General features: G+C 35.6%; 19 protein-coding genes. 3 read left to right on the top strand and 16 right to left on the bottom strand.

What is annotated here, in order from left to right; all coding sequences use genetic code 11:
* From pglX to RLT85_RS02750, 15 genes are all read right to left on the bottom strand, one after another.
* Positions 1-3,447, bottom strand: coding sequence for a BREX-1 system adenine-specific DNA-methyltransferase PglX (gene pglX / locus RLT85_RS02680; RefSeq protein ID WP_311400508.1), 3,447 nt, complete (start codon positions 3,445-3,447; stop codon positions 1-3).
* Between the two features lie 49 nt (positions 3,448-3,496).
* Positions 3,497-5,104, bottom strand: coding sequence for a DUF8451 domain-containing protein (locus tag RLT85_RS02685; protein ID WP_311400509.1), 1,608 nt, complete (start codon positions 5,102-5,104; stop codon positions 3,497-3,499).
* A 3-nt stretch (positions 5,105-5,107) separates the two neighbouring features.
* The gene (gene brxC, locus RLT85_RS02690; RefSeq protein ID WP_311400510.1) at positions 5,108-8,584 is read right to left on the bottom strand and encodes a BREX system P-loop protein BrxC; all 3,477 of its coding nucleotides are present in this window, start codon (positions 8,582-8,584) and stop codon (positions 5,108-5,110) included.
* On the bottom strand, positions 8,581-9,165 hold the full coding sequence (locus tag RLT85_RS02695; protein WP_311400511.1) for a DUF1788 domain-containing protein: 585 nt from the start codon (positions 9,163-9,165) through the stop codon (positions 8,581-8,583). Before RLT85_RS02695 ends, brxC begins: the two co-directional genes overlap by 4 nt.
* Positions 9,166-9,167: 2 nt before the next feature.
* Positions 9,168-9,770, bottom strand: a complete 603-nt coding sequence (locus RLT85_RS02700; protein WP_311400512.1) for a DUF1819 family protein — start codon at positions 9,768-9,770, stop codon at positions 9,168-9,170.
* Positions 9,770-9,946: a helix-turn-helix transcriptional regulator gene (locus tag RLT85_RS02705; RefSeq protein ID WP_311400513.1), complete on the bottom strand. Its 177-nt coding sequence runs from the start codon at positions 9,944-9,946 to the stop codon at positions 9,770-9,772. Before RLT85_RS02705 ends, RLT85_RS02700 begins: the two co-directional genes overlap by 1 nt.
* Positions 9,947-10,217: 271 nt before the next feature.
* A complete protein-coding gene (locus RLT85_RS02710; RefSeq protein ID WP_311400514.1) occupies positions 10,218-10,577 on the bottom strand; it encodes a Tim44 domain-containing protein in 360 nt (119 codons plus the stop codon).
* 7 nt (positions 10,578-10,584) lie between these two features.
* The gene (locus RLT85_RS02715; protein WP_311400515.1) at positions 10,585-11,418 is read right to left on the bottom strand and encodes a DUF4138 domain-containing protein; all 834 of its coding nucleotides are present in this window, start codon (positions 11,416-11,418) and stop codon (positions 10,585-10,587) included.
* Between the two features lie 54 nt (positions 11,419-11,472).
* The gene (traM, locus tag RLT85_RS02720) at positions 11,473-12,402 is read right to left on the bottom strand and encodes a conjugative transposon protein TraM (RefSeq protein WP_311400516.1); all 930 of its coding nucleotides are present in this window, start codon (positions 12,400-12,402) and stop codon (positions 11,473-11,475) included.
* Between the two features lie 43 nt (positions 12,403-12,445).
* Entirely contained in the window at positions 12,446-13,063 is a 618-nt protein-coding gene (locus tag RLT85_RS02725) for a conjugal transfer protein TraK (RefSeq protein ID WP_311400517.1), read from the bottom strand.
* 10 nt (positions 13,064-13,073) lie between these two features.
* Positions 13,074-13,916: a hypothetical protein gene (locus RLT85_RS02730; protein WP_311400518.1), complete on the bottom strand. Its 843-nt coding sequence runs from the start codon at positions 13,914-13,916 to the stop codon at positions 13,074-13,076.
* A 3-nt stretch (positions 13,917-13,919) separates the two neighbouring features.
* Positions 13,920-14,489 (bottom strand): conjugal transfer protein, encoded by a 570-nt coding sequence (locus RLT85_RS02735; RefSeq protein WP_311400519.1) that lies wholly within the window; start codon positions 14,487-14,489, stop codon positions 13,920-13,922.
* A 4-nt stretch (positions 14,490-14,493) separates the two neighbouring features.
* On the bottom strand, positions 14,494-16,914 hold the full coding sequence (locus RLT85_RS02740; protein WP_311400520.1) for a TraG family conjugative transposon ATPase: 2,421 nt from the start codon (positions 16,912-16,914) through the stop codon (positions 14,494-14,496).
* Positions 16,901-17,185 carry a hypothetical protein gene (locus RLT85_RS02745; RefSeq protein WP_311400521.1) on the bottom strand — a complete coding sequence of 95 codons (285 nt, stop codon included), beginning with the start codon at positions 17,183-17,185 and terminating at the stop codon, positions 16,901-16,903. Before RLT85_RS02745 ends, RLT85_RS02740 begins: the two co-directional genes overlap by 14 nt.
* 32 nt (positions 17,186-17,217) lie before the next feature.
* Positions 17,218-17,505 (bottom strand): hypothetical protein, encoded by a 288-nt coding sequence (locus tag RLT85_RS02750; protein WP_311400522.1) that lies wholly within the window; start codon positions 17,503-17,505, stop codon positions 17,218-17,220.
* Positions 17,506-17,654: 149 nt separating this feature from the next.
* On the opposite strand from RLT85_RS02750, the gene RLT85_RS02755 reads away from it, so the two are divergent.
* From RLT85_RS02755 to RLT85_RS02765, 3 genes are all read left to right on the top strand, one after another.
* The gene (locus RLT85_RS02755; RefSeq protein WP_311400523.1) at positions 17,655-18,341 is read left to right on the top strand and encodes an N-acetylmuramoyl-L-alanine amidase family protein; all 687 of its coding nucleotides are present in this window, start codon (positions 17,655-17,657) and stop codon (positions 18,339-18,341) included.
* Positions 18,342-18,542: 201 nt separating this feature from the next.
* Positions 18,543-19,115 carry a helix-turn-helix domain-containing protein gene (locus RLT85_RS02760; RefSeq protein ID WP_311400524.1) on the top strand — a complete coding sequence of 191 codons (573 nt, stop codon included), beginning with the start codon at positions 18,543-18,545 and terminating at the stop codon, positions 19,113-19,115.
* Between the two features lie 95 nt (positions 19,116-19,210).
* Positions 19,211-20,716 (top strand): serine hydrolase domain-containing protein, encoded by a 1,506-nt coding sequence (locus RLT85_RS02765; RefSeq protein WP_311400525.1) that lies wholly within the window; start codon positions 19,211-19,213, stop codon positions 20,714-20,716.
* Positions 20,717-20,744: 28 nt separating this feature from the next.
* Here RLT85_RS02765 and RLT85_RS02770 read toward each other — a convergent pair whose 3' ends face one another.
* On the bottom strand, positions 20,745-21,866 hold the full coding sequence (locus tag RLT85_RS02770; protein WP_311400526.1) for a hypothetical protein: 1,122 nt from the start codon (positions 21,864-21,866) through the stop codon (positions 20,745-20,747).
* Positions 21,867-21,873: the final 7 nt, after the last annotated feature.

The following is a 21,873-nucleotide window of genomic DNA, read 5'->3' on the forward strand; positions in this document are numbered from 1 at the left end:
CTACTGTATTTCTGTTACATCTATCCAATCAAACTTCCTCACTTTAATCTTTGCCTTTTTATCGTTTAAGCCTTTTACTTCTTTAATCACGTTGCCAAACTTGTTATAGTTAACCAACACACCGTCATCTAAATCTATGGCGATACGCTCGGTGGCTATTTTAAACAATTCGCGGTCGTATTCTTGCAGTTCTATAAGCACTTTATTAATGCGTGCTTGTTCTTTTTCTGCGGTTACTTTTTCGCGGTCTGTACCTACGTTTTTAACGTGCTCTAATTGGGTGTCTTGTGCTTTTAGTTTTTCTTGGTATTCTTTTAAATACCCATTGAGCATTGTGTTTAGCGTATCTGGTGTGTAGCGGTGCATATAAATTAAGGCATTAAAAGCACCAGAAGGCGAAGAGAACAACCAATAAATAGGGCGTTTTTTATAACGCTTTACGTGGTCTGTATAAAATGTTTTTAAGAAGTGCTTGCGTATATCGCCAATGCAGTCTTCTACAAAGGCCAAGTTTTTATCAAAATGTGGCTTGCCAAAGGTGGCTTTTAAAAAGTCGTAGAAACGGTTGACGATATCATCTTCAAACCACTCGTTATCCAGTATTGGGATAATATTATCATCATCAGGAATATAGGTTAAGTCATCTAGCGTTTGGAATTTGTTATTCGAATTTTGGATTTTTTGCAGGTAGTCCTGCAATGTTTCTCCTTGATTAGCCAGTATTAAACCTGGTTTGTCCAAACTGTATCGCCCAAACATACAGCCTACCGCATAACTTATAAATTGCTGCATCACTTCTTTGGCATCAAACACCAATTGGTTGTTTTCTATACTGGTTTCGTCTTTAAGAATAGTAATATCTTTTAACGGCACCTCTGGGGTTAGCTCGTCTTGCAACCCATAGATGTCGATAAACCGACGATTGAGTTCTTCTTCGTTTTTATGCAACTCAAAGAACTTGTTTTGCCAATATTGACGATAACTGTCGTAGGCTTCTTCAAGGTCCTGACCATTTATGCGTATAACTTCATTTTGTTGGAAATCCAAAGAGGTTTCTCTCGAATTCCATTCCATCTCTGAAATTTGGACACAATCCACTATAAAATCTTTATTTACCAATGTTTTCAGGTTCTTTCTAAATGGAATTTTTTTGATTACTCCGCTACTGAAATTTAATGTTGGGTTTAAAACTTTTAACCATTGAATTGAAACTTTACTATTGAGCAAACCCAAAGATATCAGTCTGTCGATTTCATTTTCACAAACAATATAATGTGAGGCAACATCATTTAATACTCCATCATTGTAAAATCGGGCTCCTAACATAGAGGAACTGATTAAAGTCCACTCATTACCTTTCTTATAATATAAATGTTTGCTTGGTCTTACGTGTCCTTTCAATTTTGATAATTTTTCACGATACACTTTATTCCACGCTATTACGTGTTCATTATTTCCATACCATTTTCTATAACTTCCTCCTTTATTATATCTAACAAATGTTTTATTATTTATATCAATTTCTTCATTTGAACTGCAATTTATAAGCAAATCATTCCTATTTATTTCAAAGAAAAAACGTATTACTAAAGCATTTTTACCAGTATGAATACCTTCTCTCAATAAGCCATATTCTGAAATACTATCATCCAACTCAAAAGGGCGAATCATATTTTCACTTAACCAGTAACCAATAGGGCTACCTGGAATTTTTTTGAAATCGTTCTGATTAGCATCAAAAAACCAATCACAATTTGGTTTTTCAATAGCTTCTAGTGTTTTTGGTGCTTGGTTTTGAGAGCCTTTAAAATCGCTTAAACGTATATAACTTCCTTTAGCATTATCTAAGTTTTGTTTTCTTAATGTAAATGTACATATAGGCACCGTTGCCCCATCAAAGCCTGAATATTCTAATTGTATGAGGTTATTAATAAAATGTTTAGCAATAATTTCGCCTCTTAGTTTTTCGTAACTAGAAATAAACATCCAAACAAAAGGCGTCATATATCCTGTTAAGCCATTATCATTGCATAAGCCCAAGCACCTTAATATGAATGTTGCAAAAAGATCTGATTTAGTTTCCGGGTAATTTACTTCGACATATTGTTTTAAACTACCTTCCATACGTTTTGAACTTATATACGGTGGATTAGTAACAACTACATCATATCGTTGTCCCAATAGTTTGTACAATTTAAATACTTCTCGTTGACGCTCTGCAAATAATGAGTTTTCTTCTATTTTAAAGTTAGCAACTTCTTTAGGTGTAATTTCTATTAGAGATCCTAATGCAGTTGCATTTTTGAATTTATTATCAAATTCAAAATCTTGGTAAAATGATATATTAGGTTCTATATGGTCTTTAGCTACTGTACGTAAAAAACGACGCTGTTTTTGACGCCCTTTCATTAATAAAACAAAAGAAGCTATTTGTGAAGCTCTACGATCTATATCTACTCCAAATAAATTTTTGGTAATGATTAATGCTGGTATTTCAGAAGGATTGTAACCTTCTTCTTCATAGATTTTATAAAATACATCAAAGGCATACGACAAAATATGTCCTGAACCCACACAGGGTTCAAAGAATTTGATGTCCTCAATACTTTTAGATTCTCGTTTACTTAATTTATCGGTATAGGTTGGCTTAATGTAAAATTCTAACGTATCAATTACCTTAGAATCTGGACGAATTTCTGACCAAATTTGCCCCAAAGTGTTATCGACCATATACTGCACAATCCATTTAGGTGTAAACAATTGTGAGGCTGGTGCTAATTCATTTTTAGTGTATTTCTTTTTTGAGCTAATTAACTTCTCATTTAAAGCTGAAATATAAAACTGATACAACCAACCTAAAATTTCAACTTCTTCACAGTCTCCAGCTTGCATTCCAACTCTAATATCTTCTATAATAGAAAAGCTAGAAATTAAATCATCCGGCAGTAACAGCTCTGCATAGTCATCTATCTTTTCAAATAGAAAAGGGAATACGTTATTTAAATGATTACAAGCACCCACTAATAAGTCTGCATAGGCTTCATTCTGTGCATCTGTACTCGGTATTCTACCGTCTAACACATCGTAAATACGTTGTTGTTGTACAGGCAACTCTTCTGGTATGTTACCTTGTTTGGCTTCTTGTAAAATAGCGGGTAATGTACCATCCTTTATTGGGCTTACTATAGAAATGCCTAGAGGTTCGTACCCATTTACATCCATAAAACGCAAGGCCACAAAACGGTTAAACCACGTATAAGCTACAGTGTCTATTACGGCTGTTTTAGACGTTTTATTAATAGCTTCCTGGAGCTTTTTTAAATGACCTGCTTTTTCACGCAAGGCAACACTATCGCTGGTTAATACCTTTTCTAGTTTAGCACCTATTTGGTCTATGAGTTTTATACGGGCTTCTTGGGCAAAGCGTTTTAGTTGGTTGGTGTTCATTTGTTACAATTCTATTTTTTATTTACAGTGACAATGCAGTGCCTTTTTTTTATAAATCATCATTTATTAATATCCATTGACCCAGTTTATCTGATCCTTCTCGTTTTATAATATTTAGTTCTTTTAATTTAGCAATATAGGTTTCTACGGTTCGGGAGGACACCGCTAAAATAGCACTGGCCTTTTCTGCCGAGGTACTGCCATCGCTTTCCATTAACATCAATAATTGAATACTATTTTTGGCACTTCCTCTCCGAAGCTTCTCCGAAGTTTCTCCGAAGTTACTCCGAAGCTTTTCCGAAGTTTTTGGAAATTCAGCTTCCAGATATTCTAAAAAACCATCAAAACCAGTATTTAAAATGCTATTAATCAGTGATTTGTTCAATTTTTGATTTGCGAGTTCTCTCCGAAGCTTTTCTACAGTTACTCCGAAGTTATTTTTATTATTGTCCGAAATTTCTTTGTTTTCTTCTTGCGCGTATGTGTATAATTTTAGGATAGTGGCGTCAAAACTAATATCGTATTCAGGTGTTGTATTGTTATAGGTTTTCCAGTTGGCTTCTATACGGTCAAACCCATAGCCGGCGTTTTCTGCAAGGCGCACCATTCTAAATAATTTGGTAATCAATGGATTTCGTGGTAAGGATAAATCTTTTGCCTTTAATTCTTCAATGGGTTTGGGTAGTCCACCAGGATTATAAAATTCTATATGGTTTGTGAAAATACGGATGCGCGAATGGCTAGGTGCAAAATAATCGGCGTGCATTAGCATATTTACCAAAGCTTCGCGTATGGCTTTTAAACCAGGGGAAAGTTCTTGACCAAAACCTTGATCTGTTAACTGAAATGCTACATCTACTTCGGGCTTTAAGCGTTTAAAGCATTCAAAATAATAATCCCAAAGGTTTTCAAATTCCCCTAAACGAAAACTATACGTTGAAGTGGCTTCGGAAATAGATTTGCCTTCAATCTCCAGCAAATCGATTCTAAAATCTGGAAAATGTTTTTCAATGGTATCCCGTTTTCCTAAAAACAACAAACCAGCATACGTTAACTGATTGTTATCAACAATACGAAGCTTCGAAAGAAATACATCTTCATCAAAACGGTTATAGCTCACATCTGGATTAAAGCGTGCCATATAATCGCGATATTGCTTTAGTGATGTGGTATCTATGTCTTTTTTAGAGGTGTTTGACGCTAATTCAGATGTTTTTGTTCCAAAGGTTTGGTCTCTATAAAAAGCATCTATTTCATTTTTACGTGCTTTTTGATCGCTACTTGATCTGCGAATAAATGTATTAGCTTGCGTATTGTAATACACAGGTTTTTGAGCTGAAACAGGAATGTAAAATGCTAAAACTGTTTTATCATCAATAGTGTAGCGCTCTTGCTTGGTGTCTATAAACACATTGAATTTTTCACCTCTTAAGGTGTTTAAAAAATCTTGTCCTATTTTTTCCGGATTATTTACCCCTTGAATTTCGAAGGATTTTCCAATTTCTTTAATTCCAAAAACAAGCCAACCACCAGACGTATTAGAAAAAGCACTCACCGTTTCCCAACAAGATTTTGGTACAGATGCTTTGGCTTCTTTTACCTCAAAATCTTCCCATTCCAGATCGTTTAGCTTTGCTATGAGTTCCTTTTTGGTCATTTACTATAAGTTAATCTTAGTATTATCATTAATACGCTTTAAAAAGGCTTCCCTAAGTGCTTCTACATATTCGTTTACATCGGCTTCTGTCACCAGTTCATTCTTTTCATAATCTACGTGAATTTGCGAGCGTCTTATGTATTTTGTAACGGGTTCTGCTGCTTTACCTTCTTCTTTAGGCGCCGCCATATTAGCCATAAGGTTTAGTGCATCTGTATGAAGTTGAGATAATTCTTGCTTAGATTGGCGAATGTTAGCTATAAAACGTTCATTTTCTATTGCACTTTTTTTGCGAATTAATGTACTTATTACATTGGCTTGCTGCTCTGTATCTAATTTTTTAAGTGCAGGTCGTTTCTTAATATCATCTATGTAATCATCTGCCTTTTTTACAAAAGCTTTCTTTTCTTCTTCAATAAGCTCTAAAACCTTAATTGAAAGCGCATCTTTTGCTGCTTTGGCCAATTGAACGCCATTACCTTTATAGGGTGCGTCACTTGCTACTAAGGTTTTTAAGGTGTCTAATTCATCACTTTGTATATAATCAAAGTTTGCTGTATTGCCTTCTAATAAGGTTTTAACATCGTCATATATAGTACGCTGTTCCCCATTCATAAAGCGTTGAATTGGCGAGAGCAAATCTTCTTTGTTATCCAATAAAGCATCTTCAAATTCAGCTAAATTGGTAATAAAATAGCTATATTCTTTTTTAGACCATCGGCCTAATTTCTCTGAAAATGGTTCTAGACTTTTTAAAAATGGATAAGACTGTTTGCGTGCTAGAAGTTGATCTACATCTATACGCATCTGTACTATTTTATCTTTAAAAGCAACAGCCACATCTTTTGCCTCACGTAACGGGCAGCTTTCATCGAAAGCATCCTTAAAGGCTTCTTTTAATTTTTTAACAGCATTTGCATCAAAAGTTGCTTGCGGATCGAGGATGGTATTGGTATGATTTGAGCTATTGAGTAAAGCGTTTAAAAAAGCTTCATTCTCTAATAAATTAGAATCTTGCTTGGCTTCGATTTTACCACGTTTATAAAGTTTTGCCGTTATTGTCCAAATAGCGTTAGGATACCAACCATAGGGTTTTTTAGTAAACGTGTTTTTAAGGTCGTTAAGCGTTGTACGATCACTTCGCTTTTTGCGTTTTAAAATCTCACCAAAAATTTCGCCCTCTGCCTCAGACATTGTGCTGTCATCATCTGTAAACAAAGCGTCTGGTGAAGTACGAATAGTATTCTTTATGGTATCTTCAGAAAAAGAAACCGCTTTTAACATTCGTAAATTAGGATAGACTACCGCTACTAGTTTTTGGAAAGCATTGATAACTTTAGTTTTACCATCGCTAGAAGCTGTCATTTCTAGCTTACCACCATTTAGGTACACTTTAGATTCCCCTAAGCCTTTATTTGCCATAAAGATTAAATTCTTCTTACGTGTCACATTTTGCATTGACTTTTCTTGAAGAATACGGGCTACTTGAGGTCTAGTTCCAGAACCTCTATTTTGCATTTCGTATTTTGCTGTTTTAATATACATTCTAACATCGTGCATAAAAGTTGCATTAGATGCCAAAACCAACTTCATCCCTGTACTTCCCATTGTTTGAGACTGTAAGAAAGCTTCGTTATCATAATCTTGATAATTGTCGGTTATAATTTCAATTTCCAGCTCTTTTTCACGACCAAAGAAACTACCGTCTATTTTACTGGTAAAATCGTAGTCTTGTTTATTATCTAAATATTTAATTTTATTATCTCGTATGATTTCATCAAACAGAATTTCTTTTAGAAGTTGCGTGATGGCTTGTTCATCAATATCTGTGTTCTTAATTTCTTCTTCAACATCCTTTTCATCATCGGTTAAGAACTCAAAAATGTCTCCATTACGTTGCACATAACTTTGATTTTCCAATAGGGTTAACGCAGTATCAATTTTTGTTTCGTGTGCTTTAAGATCTACATTGATATCATCTATCAATAGCACTGAAATATTGCGTTTTGTAGTTTTAAAATTTCCGAAGTATTTTACTAGAAACAGGGCTTTAAGCACTTTAATGGCAAAGCGATCGTCCAGTTGTTTTTCAGCTAGAATTATAGATTGCTGAATTTCGCCACGTAGTTCATTACGAATACCTTCGAACATTAAATCGAAACTTACTAAGGCATTATTATCACGCTCTTGGATTTCTTTAATAACTTGTTGAAACACACCAAGCATAGAACGTTCTCCTACCGAAGCGTGTTTTCCTTGAAAGGCGTTATGATTTGATAAGGCAATTCTACACTGCTGAAACAAATCGAATTGATACGGTACAAAAGGAAATTTATTAGCATAATCGGCATTGTCTTGATAACCCTTGAACTGAACCCCAGCCTCAGAAAAAGAAAGTAGCGATTTTAAATGTGGGCCATTCTTTTTGTATGCTTTGGTTAGCTCTTCTTGGGCGTTATCATTTTTGTCAAGTAAACGTTTTTCTATGACTTCATCGACATTTGCAGACGTCAACGGTACTTTTATTTTGAAACGTGCCTGAATACGAGAAAAGTCATTTTGCTGACTTTTATTCATATCGCCTACAACAGTTTCCATATCTTCTTGCGATGTCACTAAAATCCAAGAGTTGCCTTTTGTTTTTGTCGTTAAGGTTTCGGCTATGGTCTGTAAATTGAGCATCAACTTGGTGTTATCGCTAATATATTGACCTACTTCATCTACAAAGAAGTTTAATCGAAATCCTTTAGGCTTAGAATCGATGTAGATTTTTACACGATTACAGAAATCTTCAATAGATTGTTTATTTTTATCCTCAAGCTCATCAAGAATATTCTCATATTTTTCTGGACTTTCATTAAAAACGGTAGCTAGAATATCTTTTACTTCTAAAACGAAATACTCTAACCGATCTACTTCCCAATCTTTGCCATTTACTTTTTCATATTCAGTTTTGAAAGCGTCGTACTTGCCTTTGCCATCTAGCCACATTTCAAATTCTGCAACGTGGGGTTGAAAACCGTAATAGCCTAAATGGTCATAAAACACTTTATAGAATACAGATAAGATAGCGTTGGCATCTTCCTTACTCGTAATTTGGGCTTGCTGGTCTATATTAAACAATATAGATTCTGAAGGGATGCGTGTTGCGTTTAGGATATCGCCTTTAAGCATTGCATCATTTTCTACTTTTTCTGCAAACAGCTCCCCAGACTTCCAGCCTTCGTATTCTTTGTTTTCGAGCACATAAGACAGTATTTTTAATAAGTGAGATTTACCACTTCCGAAAAAACCAGAAATCCAAACGCCATTTGCGCCGGCATAATCATTATAGGCTTGAAAAAAGTCTCTAACTTTTTTTCCTATTTCGTTAGTAATAACGTATTCTGTAACTTCTGTTGAAATATTATCGCGGTCATCTGCCTTAATAACCGTTTCAATAGCACGGTCTATAGGTCTGTCGAAGTATTGTTTGATCATATTTTAGCCTCTATTTTATCCATATTAAATGCACGGTAGTAATTGTCATCCTTCAACAACCCAAAAAGGTTTAAGGTGTGCCCATTATAATCTCCTGGAAAAAAAGCAACTGTAGGTGCCTCTTTCGCGATATTTTGGAGATTATTAAGTACGTTATGGGAACGTATAAAGGGGAATACCAGACCTATTCCAGTCAGGAAGTAAACCTTTGCATTATTTGATTCTATCTTTTGTTTTATTAATGGCATCAATACTTGATGCATATTTAGTGAAGATTGCAATGCGCTTAAAAACTTATCTTTCGATTTTGCTTTTTCAACTTTGAACATTCGTTCCATACCACCTTTAGATTCTAAAATCTCGCAAGCAAGCTCATAAAGATTCAACTCTAAAATGGGCACACCTTTATTTTCTAATTTTTTTTTCAGTAAGCGTATTTCTTCCCTGCAAGCAACTTCTTCTTCAGCTTTATAAGATGAAATAAAAAATGGAATTTCACCACCTAGAGATTCTTTTTTTAGAAAATTAGACGAAGAGATGACTTTAAATAGATGGTCAAATTTATGTGTTAAACTCTCCATATCTAAGCTTTCAAATTTTCAATATCAAAATCACTTAATAAGAAGATTTTGAACAGTTCTATATTATCGTTTAGGATTGCTTTTCTAGTTTCGGGCTCAATAATTTGAGGTTGTATCATTTTTGCTTTTATGTTATTTATAAGGCCAGCTTGCTCTAATATTTTAAAGGTGACTTGCTTTACTTTCTTTTGAGTGATTTCTGTAAGCGTGTCCATTTCTGGATGATATTCTGCCTTACGACGAAAGAAAGAAATATAATCGCCTTCGGTTAATTCATAATCATATACGAGATATTTATTTCGGATTACTTCTACAATAAAATCACGTATGAATTCAAAATATTTGGAGACAGCAAGAAATGCTATTTCGTTTTGAACTTTAAAGCTTTTATCCAGTAGATAACTTTTTTGAGTGTCTGTAAGCACTTCAAGCCATTTAGACATTTCATTCAAATAGCGTTTACCTGTAGTTTTTTTTCCGTTTCCTAGAACAGCTTCAATATCTTCAACTGGATTTTCTAATTGATGCTTTGCAACGATCACTAATTCTCTTGTACGCAGAGAAGCAGCCGTAAATGAAAAATTATATTTTTTTTCTACCACCATTAATTCGTCAATTCTTTTAATGGGATGTCAAGTAGTTCACTAATTTTCTGGTAGTTTTTTAGGCTTGGCTCACTTTTACCTTTTACCCAATTACTAACAGAAACCTCGCTAACACCTATTTTGTTAGCAAGCCATTTTTGCTTGACACCTTTTGATTTAAGAAGTTCCTTAAGCATATTTAGTTTAATAAAAATTAAAGTTTAACTTCATTGTAAATATAAAAAAATTGTTGGATTAGTTTAGGAAAACATTGTAAATGTTTCAGCGTTAAACATTCTGAATTGGCTCGCTGGGCTTAGTGCTTATTGTGAACCACTTAACGGTTTAATTAGTGAGGGCTTTTTAAGAAGATGTTCATAATATAAAAAAGCCCAGAAGGGCTTTTAGAAAATTAATTCTGCTGAAAAAATGTTTTATCAGTATCCGTTGTAATGTAGATTTTAAAAATTAATATGGCGCTTTCTCCCCCTTATCCCGTTCCGTGACCTTCCAATGCCCATTGTCCATAATAAGTTTAAAGGTTTCTGGTTCATCGGTGTAGGAAGTGGTGAATTTTACCCAAGCTGTTTTACCGTCAGAGGTTTCTTTTAGAACTTTAAAGTTTGAATTTCCACTCTCTGAATATAAGTCTTGTATGCTCATAAAATTGGCATAACTTTCATCGGTCGTGTATTTCTTCAGTGTGTCCTTATCGCCTTGATAAAAGCTTTCAATAACTGTTTTTGCAGTTTCGGTGGGAGTTGCTGTTTGTTTCCCTGCACAGGCCATAAATAGCAAGACTATGGAGTAAATAACTGTTTTTTTCATAACGTTCTTAATTAGGATTATTGATATATCTATGCGAGACTTTCAGTTGTATATCACGCTCGCCATTTTTCTCATTCAGTTCCAAGATAGCCCTGCGGTCATTGCCTATTGAAAATTTTGGCAGCACATAAACCATCCTCGCGGTTTCGTTTTCTTTGATTTTTAAAGGAACATTATGTTTAAAAACAGGTTCTTTCAGCAGAGTCTGCAATGATTTTTTCTTTCCTTTTTGTCGGGTTTCGACTGAAAAGTTCAAGAAATTCAAATCGTAATCCAAACTGGACTTGTTCTCAATTTGAATAACGAAGTACAGCTCTTCTTTATCAAAAACAATGTTTTCAATGCTCAAAACAATGCCCTCATTACGTTTTTTAATCCTGCCGATCCGTTGCTTTCGGTCGATTAGGTATGAGCAGAATTTTTGATAATAATATGCCTGATTATCTATCGCTGCTTTGGGTGTATCGACTTTAATAGAATCCGCTACAATTGGCTTCTCGTTGCCGATGCTACTGGATTTTGGGATAAAATAATTCAGCGTCGAAAGTTGCTTACTGTACCTAACAATATACGAAAAAATCGAACCATTTTGATTGATTACCAAAAGATTACTTTCTTTCCCAGGGGTTGCCTGCAAGAGACCAAAGTATTGCTGCTTTTCTCGATTATAGGTGAACACAAAGTTTTCAGCTCCTGTAATTCCTTGACGAATGGGTTCTGGAAAGAACAGCGCAACGTTCTTTTGGTCGTTGGCGTAAATGGTATCAAGTATAATTGGTGTTTGTGCTTTGGCGAAAGCGATACCACATAAAAATATCGAAATAGAGATATACTTTTTCATAAGATTGAGTTTTAAATGTCTCATTTACCCTGAATTCTGTTCGGGATTATGAGCTCATAATTTAGGTTTTAAAATGAGTTTGTAATTGTTGAGAACGGTGACTTTTATGTTTCGGTTATTGCGTTTAAGCACTTTCGTTATTCCGCTTACTTGCGGTACGGTTGGGATATTGATATCGCCGATGATGTCATCCAAGACTTCGTTGGTGGCTTCTGCCCGGAAATTGTTTTCCACATAAATCCCTTCGCTACCATCTTGTAAGTCGAAAGCTTTCAAGTTGGTTGGATGATGTTGGATATTTTCGATTTCAATCAGGGCACGATTGGGTTGAAAGCTAATAAAGCCAAAAATGGGAGTGTTCTTCGGAATCCTCTTGTTGTTAATGGTTGCGGCTTTAGAAAGACGCATTTTTAAACGTGAATTAACCTTTACCACCTGGTCACCATCAACCACTGCATAAATCATCGCATCAGTAGTTCCAGAAATTGAAATGGAACTCTTTTTCGGGTCTGAAGCAAAGAACAGTTGGTGTTCCAATCCCATTTCTTTGGCATCGATTTTTAGTTTCTGTTCTATTTCTGAAGAATCCACTTCAGGCGTACTAACAGAAGCAGCTTTTTTGTCTCCTAAATTTTGGTAGGTCCTATCAGAATATTTGATCTGGCCAGAGGCATAAATGCTGTCCACGATACGTTCTTTTTCCTTTTCAGGTAAATCGGGGTCATATATGCCCAATGAGTCAATCAATTTTTCATCGTAAATACTAGGCGCATTGGTTTCACGCACTTCTTTTAAATCGTTGATGGCATCCAGTTTGGAATCGTATTCTTTTTGATCTTGTTCCAATTCAGGAACAGCGGTCTGTTTAAGGTTTTCGTTTTCACTTTCGTCATCGCCCATAACCATCACGGAATAGGAGATCAGGAAAATGAATATCACAGCGAGCACCGACCCAAATACTATTTTGTTCTTTTCTATTTTCATAATTATTAATTTTTAAATACTCGCGTGATTTTTCACACTCGGATTATTGATTTTCATTTGAAATTTTCTTTAAGGTGTTTTCAAAATAATTGGTTATTAAAAGTCCGTGCGGGTTATTCGGGAAGTTTCGGTCAACGGTAATCAACTTTCCGGTTGAAACCAGTTCGTAGGTGTCAACGATAGACCCACGGTTGATTTCAAAAATGGTAATTGTCCTAAAACTGTAGGTGTCGTTTTTTTTCTCGATTTGGGAATCGATGCTCAATACTTTTTGAACCAGGGAATATTGCAACAACCGATTATAAACCCCATCGGCTTTCTTTTGGCGATAGAGATTATCTACGGAACTATTCCCGAGCCATAGCGCCTTTTTCAAGTTCTTTTCATAATTGCTGGCATCGATATTATAGAAATAATTATGAAACAGTTCTAAATGTGACAAAGCCTCGACCTTAAAATTTTCCTTTTGAGTGACGAGTTTTAAGGGAATAATACTGCCATCTGTATTTATAGCGAAAGCGCTGTTCAACGCTTTTTTATTCGTGGTGAAGGCCATCCATACGGCAAAAGTGCTAGACAGCAACGCGCAAATTATTACTGCCAATACGATAAACCTATTGAGCTTTAAAATGGCATAAATATTTTTATAGGGTGTTTTCATAGATTTTGTATTAAGCAGTAAATAATTTTAGGGTAAAAGAGGTTGCGCGCTTATAAAGTCTGAATTTCAGGAAAACGATAAAGCCTATGGATCCAAGTTCTACTACCGGTGCGAAAAAGCCACTTCCAAAATCGGTCCCGAAGAGGTTTTGCCAAAAGTTGGTGTTGAGTTCGGTGTAAATCGCATTCACAAAAACGTTGACAAGGAAGAATGCTGGCACGAGCATATAGACCGCTGCATACAATTTGAAAAAATTGTATGCCATTGAACGGAATTTTTCAAAAACGGCAAGACTTAAGACCAACGGGAAAAAGGCCTGCATTATACCCAACAAGAAAAAGCGTTCAGCGAGAAACAATGGATAGATGAACAAGTCCAATATCCACAGAAAAAGGCTTATTAAGAAGGCGAAAATTTTAAAACCATAAAGGGGCGTGACCAAAGCTTCGTAAAGCAGGGACATCGCTTTTCTGGCAGCTTCCAACGCCGATACATCCTCTTCAATAGGAATATCCTGCATTTGGAGTGGAAGAAGCGCAGGAGCGGTACTTCGATATTGCCCCTCAATGGCGACTAAAATACCATCAAAAAAGCCCAATATCTGAGTAGAAAAAATGACCAATAGCACGATGGCAAAGTTTTTAACCAGTTCCGTAGGACTTAGGCCCCAAGTATAACCGTCCTTATCAGCGACGCCCTCATTATATTTTTTAAGAATATTTACCAAGAAAAAAAGCACAGCAAGCGTTTTCATTCCCGCAATTGTGTATTGCGAAAAATCGCTGGCTTGTATGGTTTGAAAAACAGTATCAACGTATTCCAAACCTATTCCTAAAATGATATTGGCAGTCATCTTTTAATAATCTGTTTCACGGTTATTGACTTTGTCCTGCATTTTTCTGAAAGAAATTATATCTCGATAGCGCTTCGTTTTTAACGTAATGTCCGATACCATTTCTTTAGATTGCATTTCTTTTTCTTTTAAAATTTCCGCTCGTTCCGCATCGCTCATTTTGAGGTAATCACTGGAAAGAATTTCATCGATAAAGTCCATAGTTTCCAAGGAATTTTCTACCACTGCGTTAAAGGATTCCGTCACTCTTGAGACTTCATCTGGTTTTATATAGGGTGAGTTTAGAATATCTTGTAAATCATTCTGCATCACACTGATCAGACGTTGATTATTTTCTCCAATTTCTTGCACCGCTCTGAGCTGCCGTACTACGCTCGATACTTTCTCGATGCTTTCTTTTGCATCTTTTAAAAATTTCACAGACTTAATCATTTGAGCTGTTTGTTTTCCTGATTCTACCAGTTGTTTTACCAAGCTGATAAAGTTGGTGTTGTCATAAGTGGGCATTCCCTGGGCTTTGCTATTAAAGCTGAACAAGAGCGCCATAGCGAGTATTAAAATTTTTGATTTCATAGTATTAAGTTTTAAAAGTGAATTCAATGATTGCTTTTTCCATATCCTGATGATGCTCGTAGAGCTTCATTATTTCTTCATTTTCCTTACCGTCTGTGAGGTAAGCCGCATAAACCTTTTTAGGCACTTCGAGCCGAAAAATGTTGCTTTCCTTACCAATTTTGATGAACATTTCAGTGTACTTTCGTGGCCCGGAAAGATTGTTCTTGATAGATTTTAATTGGTTTAAATCGTGCGTTGAGAGATTGAGCCGCTTGACCAATTCTGCATAACCTTTTTCATTATTGAGACTATAGATAACTTGCGTGTTTTCCAAAATACTTGCGGAAGTTGAATTATTTGGAAGCTGATTGATGGATTGCAGGATAATCCCAATCGCACCGTTCTGCTTTCTTATCGCCTGATAATAAAATTCGACACTTTCCAATACGTTTTCAAACTTCAGTTGTTTGGCAAACTCGTCGAAGAGGATGATGCCTTTTTCCGCTCGGTTCTTCCAAATCGTTCTTTGAATTGCCGACTTTATCAGTTTCAACATTACGGACAGGATTTCCTTATTGTCCTTCACTTCATCAAGTTCAAAAACAATCAATCGTTTGTCTTCGATTTTATAGGTCTGATCTTCGCTTACCTCAAATAGAAAGCTATATAGACCATCGCCGACATATTCGGACATTACGTGCAAGAAACTCGTGATATTGAAGTAGTCGGGATGGATTTTAAGAGTATCAAGTAGATTTTCTTGATTCTTTTCTATAAAGCTGTAAAATCCATCCAATGAGTGATTTTCAGAAATGCTTTCGTAATAATGTCGCAAGATCTTTTTGATAGAAACCGATTGTGCTTTGGTCACTTTTAAATCTGAAGCAAAGAGTTCAAACAGGAACACGGATAAATCTTCCAAGCGTTCCGGTGTAAGGTCGTTCGTGTCGCTAATATAAAATGGATTAATACCCAAATTCTTTCCGCTTTCGTAGCGAAGTACGGTGTACTTCTCTGGATAGAGTTTGGCGAATTTGGTGTAAGAACCACCCAAATCGATTATGACCAGGCGAACGCCACTTTCAAAGTATTGACGCAAAATGTTATTGGCCAAAAAGGATTTGCCTTCGCCAGTAGGAGCAAAAATAGCAAAGTTCCGCGCTTTAATTCGTTTCTTCTGTTCATCCCAAACATCCTTTAAAACAGGAATGTTATGTTCACGGTCGTTAAAAATGATTCCGGTAGCATCAGATTTGTAATTGGTATTATTGATGAACAGGCAAAGCGCGTGTTTTAAATCGGTTACATATAAATCGTTATTCGAGAAGTTAGAGGAAAAACAGCAGTAGCTGTTTAGAATGTAGTTTTTCCGTTCTTCGCCTCTCGGATAGTAGGGAATGATATCCAATTCCTTGAACTCAGTCTTGATTTTTGAAGTGATTTTATCTAGAGCTTTGGCATCCTTAGACCAATACACGATGTTCAAATGACCGCGAATGATTCTGGCATTGTCATCGGCATTGATTTGGTCAAGGATGTGTTGGATTTTTCCGAGTACCACTTTATTCTGTGAACCGAAATTGGAACTCTTGTTCAATTCCTCGATTTTCTTATCGAGCAGCTTGCGCCACTTTTGCTTATCGTCCAGATATACGATTTGGTTGACAATGTGATTTTCATTTAGCGTAAGCCCTATACCATCAATAAACCCTTGATGAAATACGAAATCATCTGAAGTAAACCGCTCATTGGTCTTACTGCTCTGTACGTTTTCTCCGAAGCACAGTTCGCTGTTGACAGATAAAGTGTCAAAATAGTTTTCGCCGATATTTATATTCTTTTTACTTCCTCGATGGACAGGTTCTAAAAGAATATCCGTATCAAAACCTTCATTAAAACCATTGAAGTATCCATTGGTCAGTTGCTCAATTCCTTCCGCATCAAGCGGTAGAAATTCCATCTTTCGGCTGTTATTGACAAAGGAAACCGAATCACTAACCGAACCGATAAAGCTGGTCACGGTATCGTCCAGTTTCTGCACAATACCTTTATTAACCTTTCGGAATGGATTCACGTATTTCGGATTGTTGAGTGCTTTGTTTTTGGTTAGAATAAAGAACAAGAAGCATCGATGTTCCATATATTCTCGACCTTTAAAATGATCGTGGGTTGCTTTTTCCAGAAAAGTTTTATTGGCCAATTGCTCGGAAGTGTAGGATTTCTTTAAGTAAACATCTTGTTTGTGAATCACCGTACCAACAGGTAAGGACTTTAAAGCCTGAAACCAAGCTCCGTGCATATCTTCAAAATCTTTTTCGGATAAGGAGTAGATTTCAGGTAAATCCCCTTCGTAGCACAAAACCACATTGCCATTATTGGCAAAAATGATATTGTCTTGAATATCTGCGATGGGTCGATATGCCGAAAGGTTAATCTTGTTCATAATTGAAACCGGAATTTTTTTTGTTACTAATTATTCTGGGGAAGGCTTTTGCTATTTGGAAAAGCTGCGGATTATTATTTATCCGTGTCAAGGCGACGTAAAGGGCAGCGTTCCATATCAACACACCTATAATTATTGCAAAGCTGAAGGAGAAGATGATAATCAATAGTGATGCAAGAATCGAAACCATCATCAGTGCAAATAGGGAGATGGCCAGCCCAAAAATGACCGCCCGTTTCCTGATGTTTTTATAGACCTCAAATTTTTTCATAGCATATATTTTTAAAAATGCCTTTTAGAGGCTTACACTACGATAGAGATTAGGTAAGTGAAAATCCCCACGACAGCTCCTGCAATCAAAACAAAGACAAGAACACGAGTAATTCCTTTCTTAAGATCTGCATTTTCTCCAAAGAAATGTCCAGCGTTGAAAAGGAAACCTACAAGGAAGATCACCCCAAGCAAAATAGGAAAGATGGCTCGAATGGTATCTCCAATATCGTTAACTGAATCTTCGATACCCCCAAGTTGGGCGAAAGCGGGAGCCGACACCAATGAGAGTGCTAATAATAGAAGCAATGATTTTTTCATAACTGTTTGTTTTAATGCCCTTGCCATTTTGATTGCGAAGGCGGTTTATGAATAAACTTTTACGAAATCTATTATGAAAAGATGCTGAGGAAAGAAATTCTCCAAACTTTAACGTGAGTTCCTGTTAAACTTTGGAAGATTCTTAAGGTTTGAAACTTTTCTTTAAACATTGTGTAGTAAAAGAAAATAATATGCTTCGTTTGGTGGCTTTATTAGGGTTCGTTTTTTGGCTAATGCCAACAGAATGTTTTAGTCAAAAATTCGAGAACAAGCCTGTGGTAATAGTAATTGACCCAGGACACGGTGGGACTGACTCAGGGGCTGTGGGAAATAATGGTATTCAAGAAAAGAATGTGGTACTGAAAGTTGCTAAGGAAATTGAAAGACTCAACGAAAGCCTATTTAAAAATAGGTTCGGAATTTACCTAACCAGATATACTGATACCTTAATTTCTTTAGGCGATAGAACCAAACTGGCGCGAAAACTAAAGGCGGATTTGTTCATTTCCTTGCATTGTAACCATTCAGAAAACCCTAATGCCAAAGGCTTTGAAGTCTATGTTTTTAATAGAAAAAATAAACAGACCAAAGAATCTATTCTACTCGCTTACGAGCTTCAAAAAGGAATGCAGCTGAATCTTGGTTTTAGAACACGAGGCGTAAAATTTGCTGATTTTCAGGTGTTGAGAGAAGCTTCCAATAGATACCCGGCATTACTTATTGAAATGGGTTTTCTTTCCAATAGAGATGAATCTTTGTATTTAAATGAACACGAAAACCTAAGAAAAGTCTCAAGAATAATTTATATCACGCTTACCAAATACCTAATACTATGAGAAAATTAACCACAGAGATATTTAAATTAATTTGGAAAATAATCAACACTATAACTATAAGTTTGAAAAGTAATTTTAGAAGGAGGGGCAATCATTGATTGTTACGCTATAGAATATTTTAGTGCGCATATCACGATTTTATTATGTTAAAATAATATATTGGTGATCTTTTAAGGAGTAGGAGTAATTTAATACAAAATAATGTCCAGATTAAAAAAATTAAGAGAACAAAAAAATATAACTCAAGAAGAGTTATCAAAAAAATCTGGTATTTCAGCAAGAACAATACAACGAATTGAAACAGGAAAAGAACCCAAAGGTTATACACTCCGGGCTTTGGCAAAAGCATTAGAAATAGAAGAAAATGAATTGCTTCACAAAGAATCTGAACAACAAAAACCTGAAATTCTAGCTGATAAAGAAAATCCTAGAGAAGTGGTTTTGATTAACTATACTTATCTAAAATTAATAAATCTTTCTTCGATTCCATTTATTCTTATTCCGCCGTTGAATATCATCATTCCTTTTATTTTGATTCGCACAATGAAGCAAAAAAACGTTTTAACTAAACAGCTTATTTCAGTACAAATACTTTGGACAATTGTAGCTCCTATTGTATTTATACTAGGCATTTTTTTGAAACTAGGAAACAGGTTTACCTTAATCCTTTTAATACTTATTATTTTATCCAATGTATTTATAATCCTTCGGAATGCAATAGAAATAGATAAGAGGAAAAGACTTTATTACAGGCTGAATTTCAATATGATATAAAACTTGTCGGGTTTTAGTCGTGTTATTGTCGGGCAGTTTTTCAGAAGAAATAAAATGAGTTTCGAATCTTTGCATAAAATATTATTTACAGCAAAATGAAATTTATTTTTAGCAAAAAAATCGTCCTGTTTCTTGTTATCTCAATCTTTTTTAGTGCAAGTAGTATAGCACAACTTGACAAAAATTCAGAACTTTATAAAACAATACTATCTAAAGACAGTTTACTTTTTAATGTTGGATTCAACACTTGCGACATTAGTCAATTTGAAAACTTATTGAGCAAAGACCTTGTGTTTATCCACGATAAGGATGGCATTTCCGGTAAAAAAGAATTTTTATACAATTTACGAAACGGTTTATGCAGTAGACCAGACACATATCAATCTCGAAGGGAACTGTTGAAAAGCAGTACCGAAATATATCCACTTCACAAGAATGATACTATTTATGGAGCAATTCAAGTGGGCACACATAGATTTTATGAAACAATCGCAGGAAAAAAGGAAAGGTTTGCGAGTTCGGCAAAATTCACAAATGTTTGGCTATTGGAAAATGGAGAATGGAAACTTACTAAAAGCTTGAGTTACGGACACGAAACGGATTTTGATATTTATGAAGAGGCTTTCATTTTTGATAACGACAAAGAAATTGAAAAATGGTTAAAATCAAACAATATCCCAACTTTAGGTCTTGGAGTTATCAAGGAAGGCGAACTTCAACAAATAAAAGTATATGGCGACCTTACTAAAGGAAAAACCGCACCTTATAATACAATTTTCAATGTAGCTTCTTTAGCGAAACCGGTTACTGCGATGGTGGCTTTGAAAATAGTAAGTTCAGGCAAATGGGATTTGGACGAACCAATATTTAAATATTGGACTGATCCAGACGTTGCAGATGACCCAAGAAGCAAAAAACTTACAACAAGACATATTTTAAGTCATCAAACTGGATTTCCAAATTGGAGGTATTCAAATAAAGCAAATAAGTTGAACTTTCAATTTGAGCCAGGAAGCCAATATCAATATTCGGGCGAAGGTTTTGAATATTTGAGAAAGGCATTAGAAAATAAATTCAATAAATCTTTGAACCAATTAGCCAAAGAATTAATCCTTGAGCCTTTAACAATGACTGATACACAATATATATGGAATGATAAGATTGACGGAAAACGGGTGGCTATTGGATATGATAGCAAAGGAAAACCATACAAAACAGTTAAAAACAAAACAGCGAACGGAGCCGACGATTTATTGACAACCGTTGAAGACTATGGAAAGTTTTTGGTCAGTGTAATGAACGGTGTCGGGCTATCAGAAAAAGTTTTTGAAGATATGACCACTCATCAAGTTGAAACCAAAAATGGAAAACATTTCGGACTCGGATTTGAGATTTACGATTTTAAAAATGGAGATTACGCATTATCACACGGCGGAGCTGATAAAGGAGTTCAAACCATTGTTTTTATATTTCCGAAAACAAAAAAAGGATTACTAATCTTTACAAATGTGGATGATGGATATAAAGTTTACGAGAAAATAATAGCTCATTATTTGCGCGACCAGGGAAAGGAAATAATGGAAATTGAAACATCGAAATAAAAAGGAATGACATTTTTTATCGTCTGTCCTAAACTCCAACTTTACACCAAATCGCAGGATGCTCACTAGCTGCCTGTTTTTTATTCTGCATTGAGGAATAGGTCGGCCACACAGGCTGCTTGTCAGACCACACCGCTTTACGGTTAAGACCACAATCTTTTACCATATCGAAAAGATTTGGCGAAAGTAACAAGTAATCTTTCTGCTTAATGTTGACCCCCATTCGATAAGCACCCAATCTAAAATAGCTCGCATCTTTGCCCTCATCATAATCAACATTGAAAGATGGATGCTTGGTGACATCTTTTAAATCTGTATCACGTAGTAAAGGGGAAAGGGAATCGCAAAAGGAAACTGCATTGAGCGTTCCGGCAATAATAATATTTTCGTGAGCTTCTGCCCGAAGTTGCTGATATATCTTTTTAATTTGGTGCGCTTGTTTTTTTCGGAAGGTATCAGATTCGTTTTTATTCTTAGTTTCCTCCTGTAAATGGGCTGCCAAAAGCCAAATGGTTTGATTTGATGGTGTTTCTATTTCGTATTGAAAAAATTCGTTTTTTGCATTTTGAGTGTCATCAATATTAAAACGATGACTTCTCACTGACTTAATCCGGTATCCATTTTTGAGCATCACACCCATTTCCTGGCCTCGTTTGTCACTCCCTTGAATTACCGTCAATTCTTGAAAAGATTGACATTCAAATTCAGGCAGAAGTTGTGCATTGAACTCTTCCAATGAAGCTCTATCTTCAATTTCCTGTATTAGCAGAATATCTGGGTTTATTTCGGCTACGACCTTAGCTTTGTTTTTGACAGCCATACTGTCTATAGGTTTAGTTCGCAAGGCTATCCACCCGTTCCAATCGGTCAAATCCCCAGCTTTCATTTCTTTGGAATAGTTCATTCCTTTTAAGAATAAAAAACCTGCACGTTTACGCATAACGGCATAGGGTACGTCGTAGGTCTTATCAAAGCCCAATAAAAAGACGAGTTCCTGAATACGCTCTGCGTTGTTCCCAGAGCGATCATTCCCTCGCATTAAGGAGTCCAATTCATTTATCCAATCGCTAACACAGTTGCCAAAGGAATTTTCTGAAAAACTTCTGTCCCGGTGAAACAAGTTTTGAATGTTGAAGGTTGCTATTTTCATAATCCGA

Origin of the sequence: Mesonia ostreae (assembly GCF_031845265.1) — a bacterium.
Taxonomy (GTDB): Bacteria; Bacteroidota; Bacteroidia; order Flavobacteriales; family Flavobacteriaceae; genus Mesonia; species Mesonia ostreae.

What these genes read in the sequence shown, in the direction of transcription:
- pglX (WP_311400508.1), bottom strand. Translation starts at nt 3,447, where the DNA reads ATGAACACCAACCAACTAAAACGCTTTGCCCAAGAAGCCCGTATAAAA.
- RLT85_RS02685 (WP_311400509.1), bottom strand. Translation starts at nt 5,104, where the DNA reads ATGACCAAAAAGGAACTCATAGCAAAGCTAAACGATCTGGAATGGGAA.
- brxC (WP_311400510.1), bottom strand. Translation starts at nt 8,584, where the DNA reads ATGATCAAACAATACTTCGACAGACCTATAGACCGTGCTATTGAAACG.
- RLT85_RS02695 (WP_311400511.1), bottom strand. Translation starts at nt 9,165, where the DNA reads ATGGAGAGTTTAACACATAAATTTGACCATCTATTTAAAGTCATCTCT.
- RLT85_RS02700 (WP_311400512.1), bottom strand. Translation starts at nt 9,770, where the DNA reads ATGGTGGTAGAAAAAAAATATAATTTTTCATTTACGGCTGCTTCTCTG.
- RLT85_RS02705 (WP_311400513.1), bottom strand. Translation starts at nt 9,946, where the DNA reads ATGCTTAAGGAACTTCTTAAATCAAAAGGTGTCAAGCAAAAATGGCTT.
- RLT85_RS02710 (WP_311400514.1), bottom strand. Translation starts at nt 10,577, where the DNA reads ATGAAAAAAACAGTTATTTACTCCATAGTCTTGCTATTTATGGCCTGT.
- RLT85_RS02715 (WP_311400515.1), bottom strand. Translation starts at nt 11,418, where the DNA reads ATGAAAAAGTATATCTCTATTTCGATATTTTTATGTGGTATCGCTTTC.
- traM (WP_311400516.1), bottom strand. Translation starts at nt 12,402, where the DNA reads ATGAAAATAGAAAAGAACAAAATAGTATTTGGGTCGGTGCTCGCTGTG.
- RLT85_RS02725 (WP_311400517.1), bottom strand. Translation starts at nt 13,063, where the DNA reads ATGAAAACACCCTATAAAAATATTTATGCCATTTTAAAGCTCAATAGG.
- RLT85_RS02730 (WP_311400518.1), bottom strand. Translation starts at nt 13,916, where the DNA reads ATGACTGCCAATATCATTTTAGGAATAGGTTTGGAATACGTTGATACT.
- RLT85_RS02735 (WP_311400519.1), bottom strand. Translation starts at nt 14,489, where the DNA reads ATGAAATCAAAAATTTTAATACTCGCTATGGCGCTCTTGTTCAGCTTT.
- RLT85_RS02740 (WP_311400520.1), bottom strand. Translation starts at nt 16,914, where the DNA reads ATGAACAAGATTAACCTTTCGGCATATCGACCCATCGCAGATATTCAA.
- RLT85_RS02745 (WP_311400521.1), bottom strand. Translation starts at nt 17,185, where the DNA reads ATGAAAAAATTTGAGGTCTATAAAAACATCAGGAAACGGGCGGTCATT.
- RLT85_RS02750 (WP_311400522.1), bottom strand. Translation starts at nt 17,505, where the DNA reads ATGAAAAAATCATTGCTTCTATTATTAGCACTCTCATTGGTGTCGGCT.
- RLT85_RS02760 (WP_311400524.1), top strand. Translation starts at nt 18,543, where the DNA reads ATGTCCAGATTAAAAAAATTAAGAGAACAAAAAAATATAACTCAAGAA.
- RLT85_RS02765 (WP_311400525.1), top strand. Translation starts at nt 19,211, where the DNA reads ATGAAATTTATTTTTAGCAAAAAAATCGTCCTGTTTCTTGTTATCTCA.
- RLT85_RS02770 (WP_311400526.1), bottom strand. Translation starts at nt 21,866, where the DNA reads ATGAAAATAGCAACCTTCAACATTCAAAACTTGTTTCACCGGGACAGA.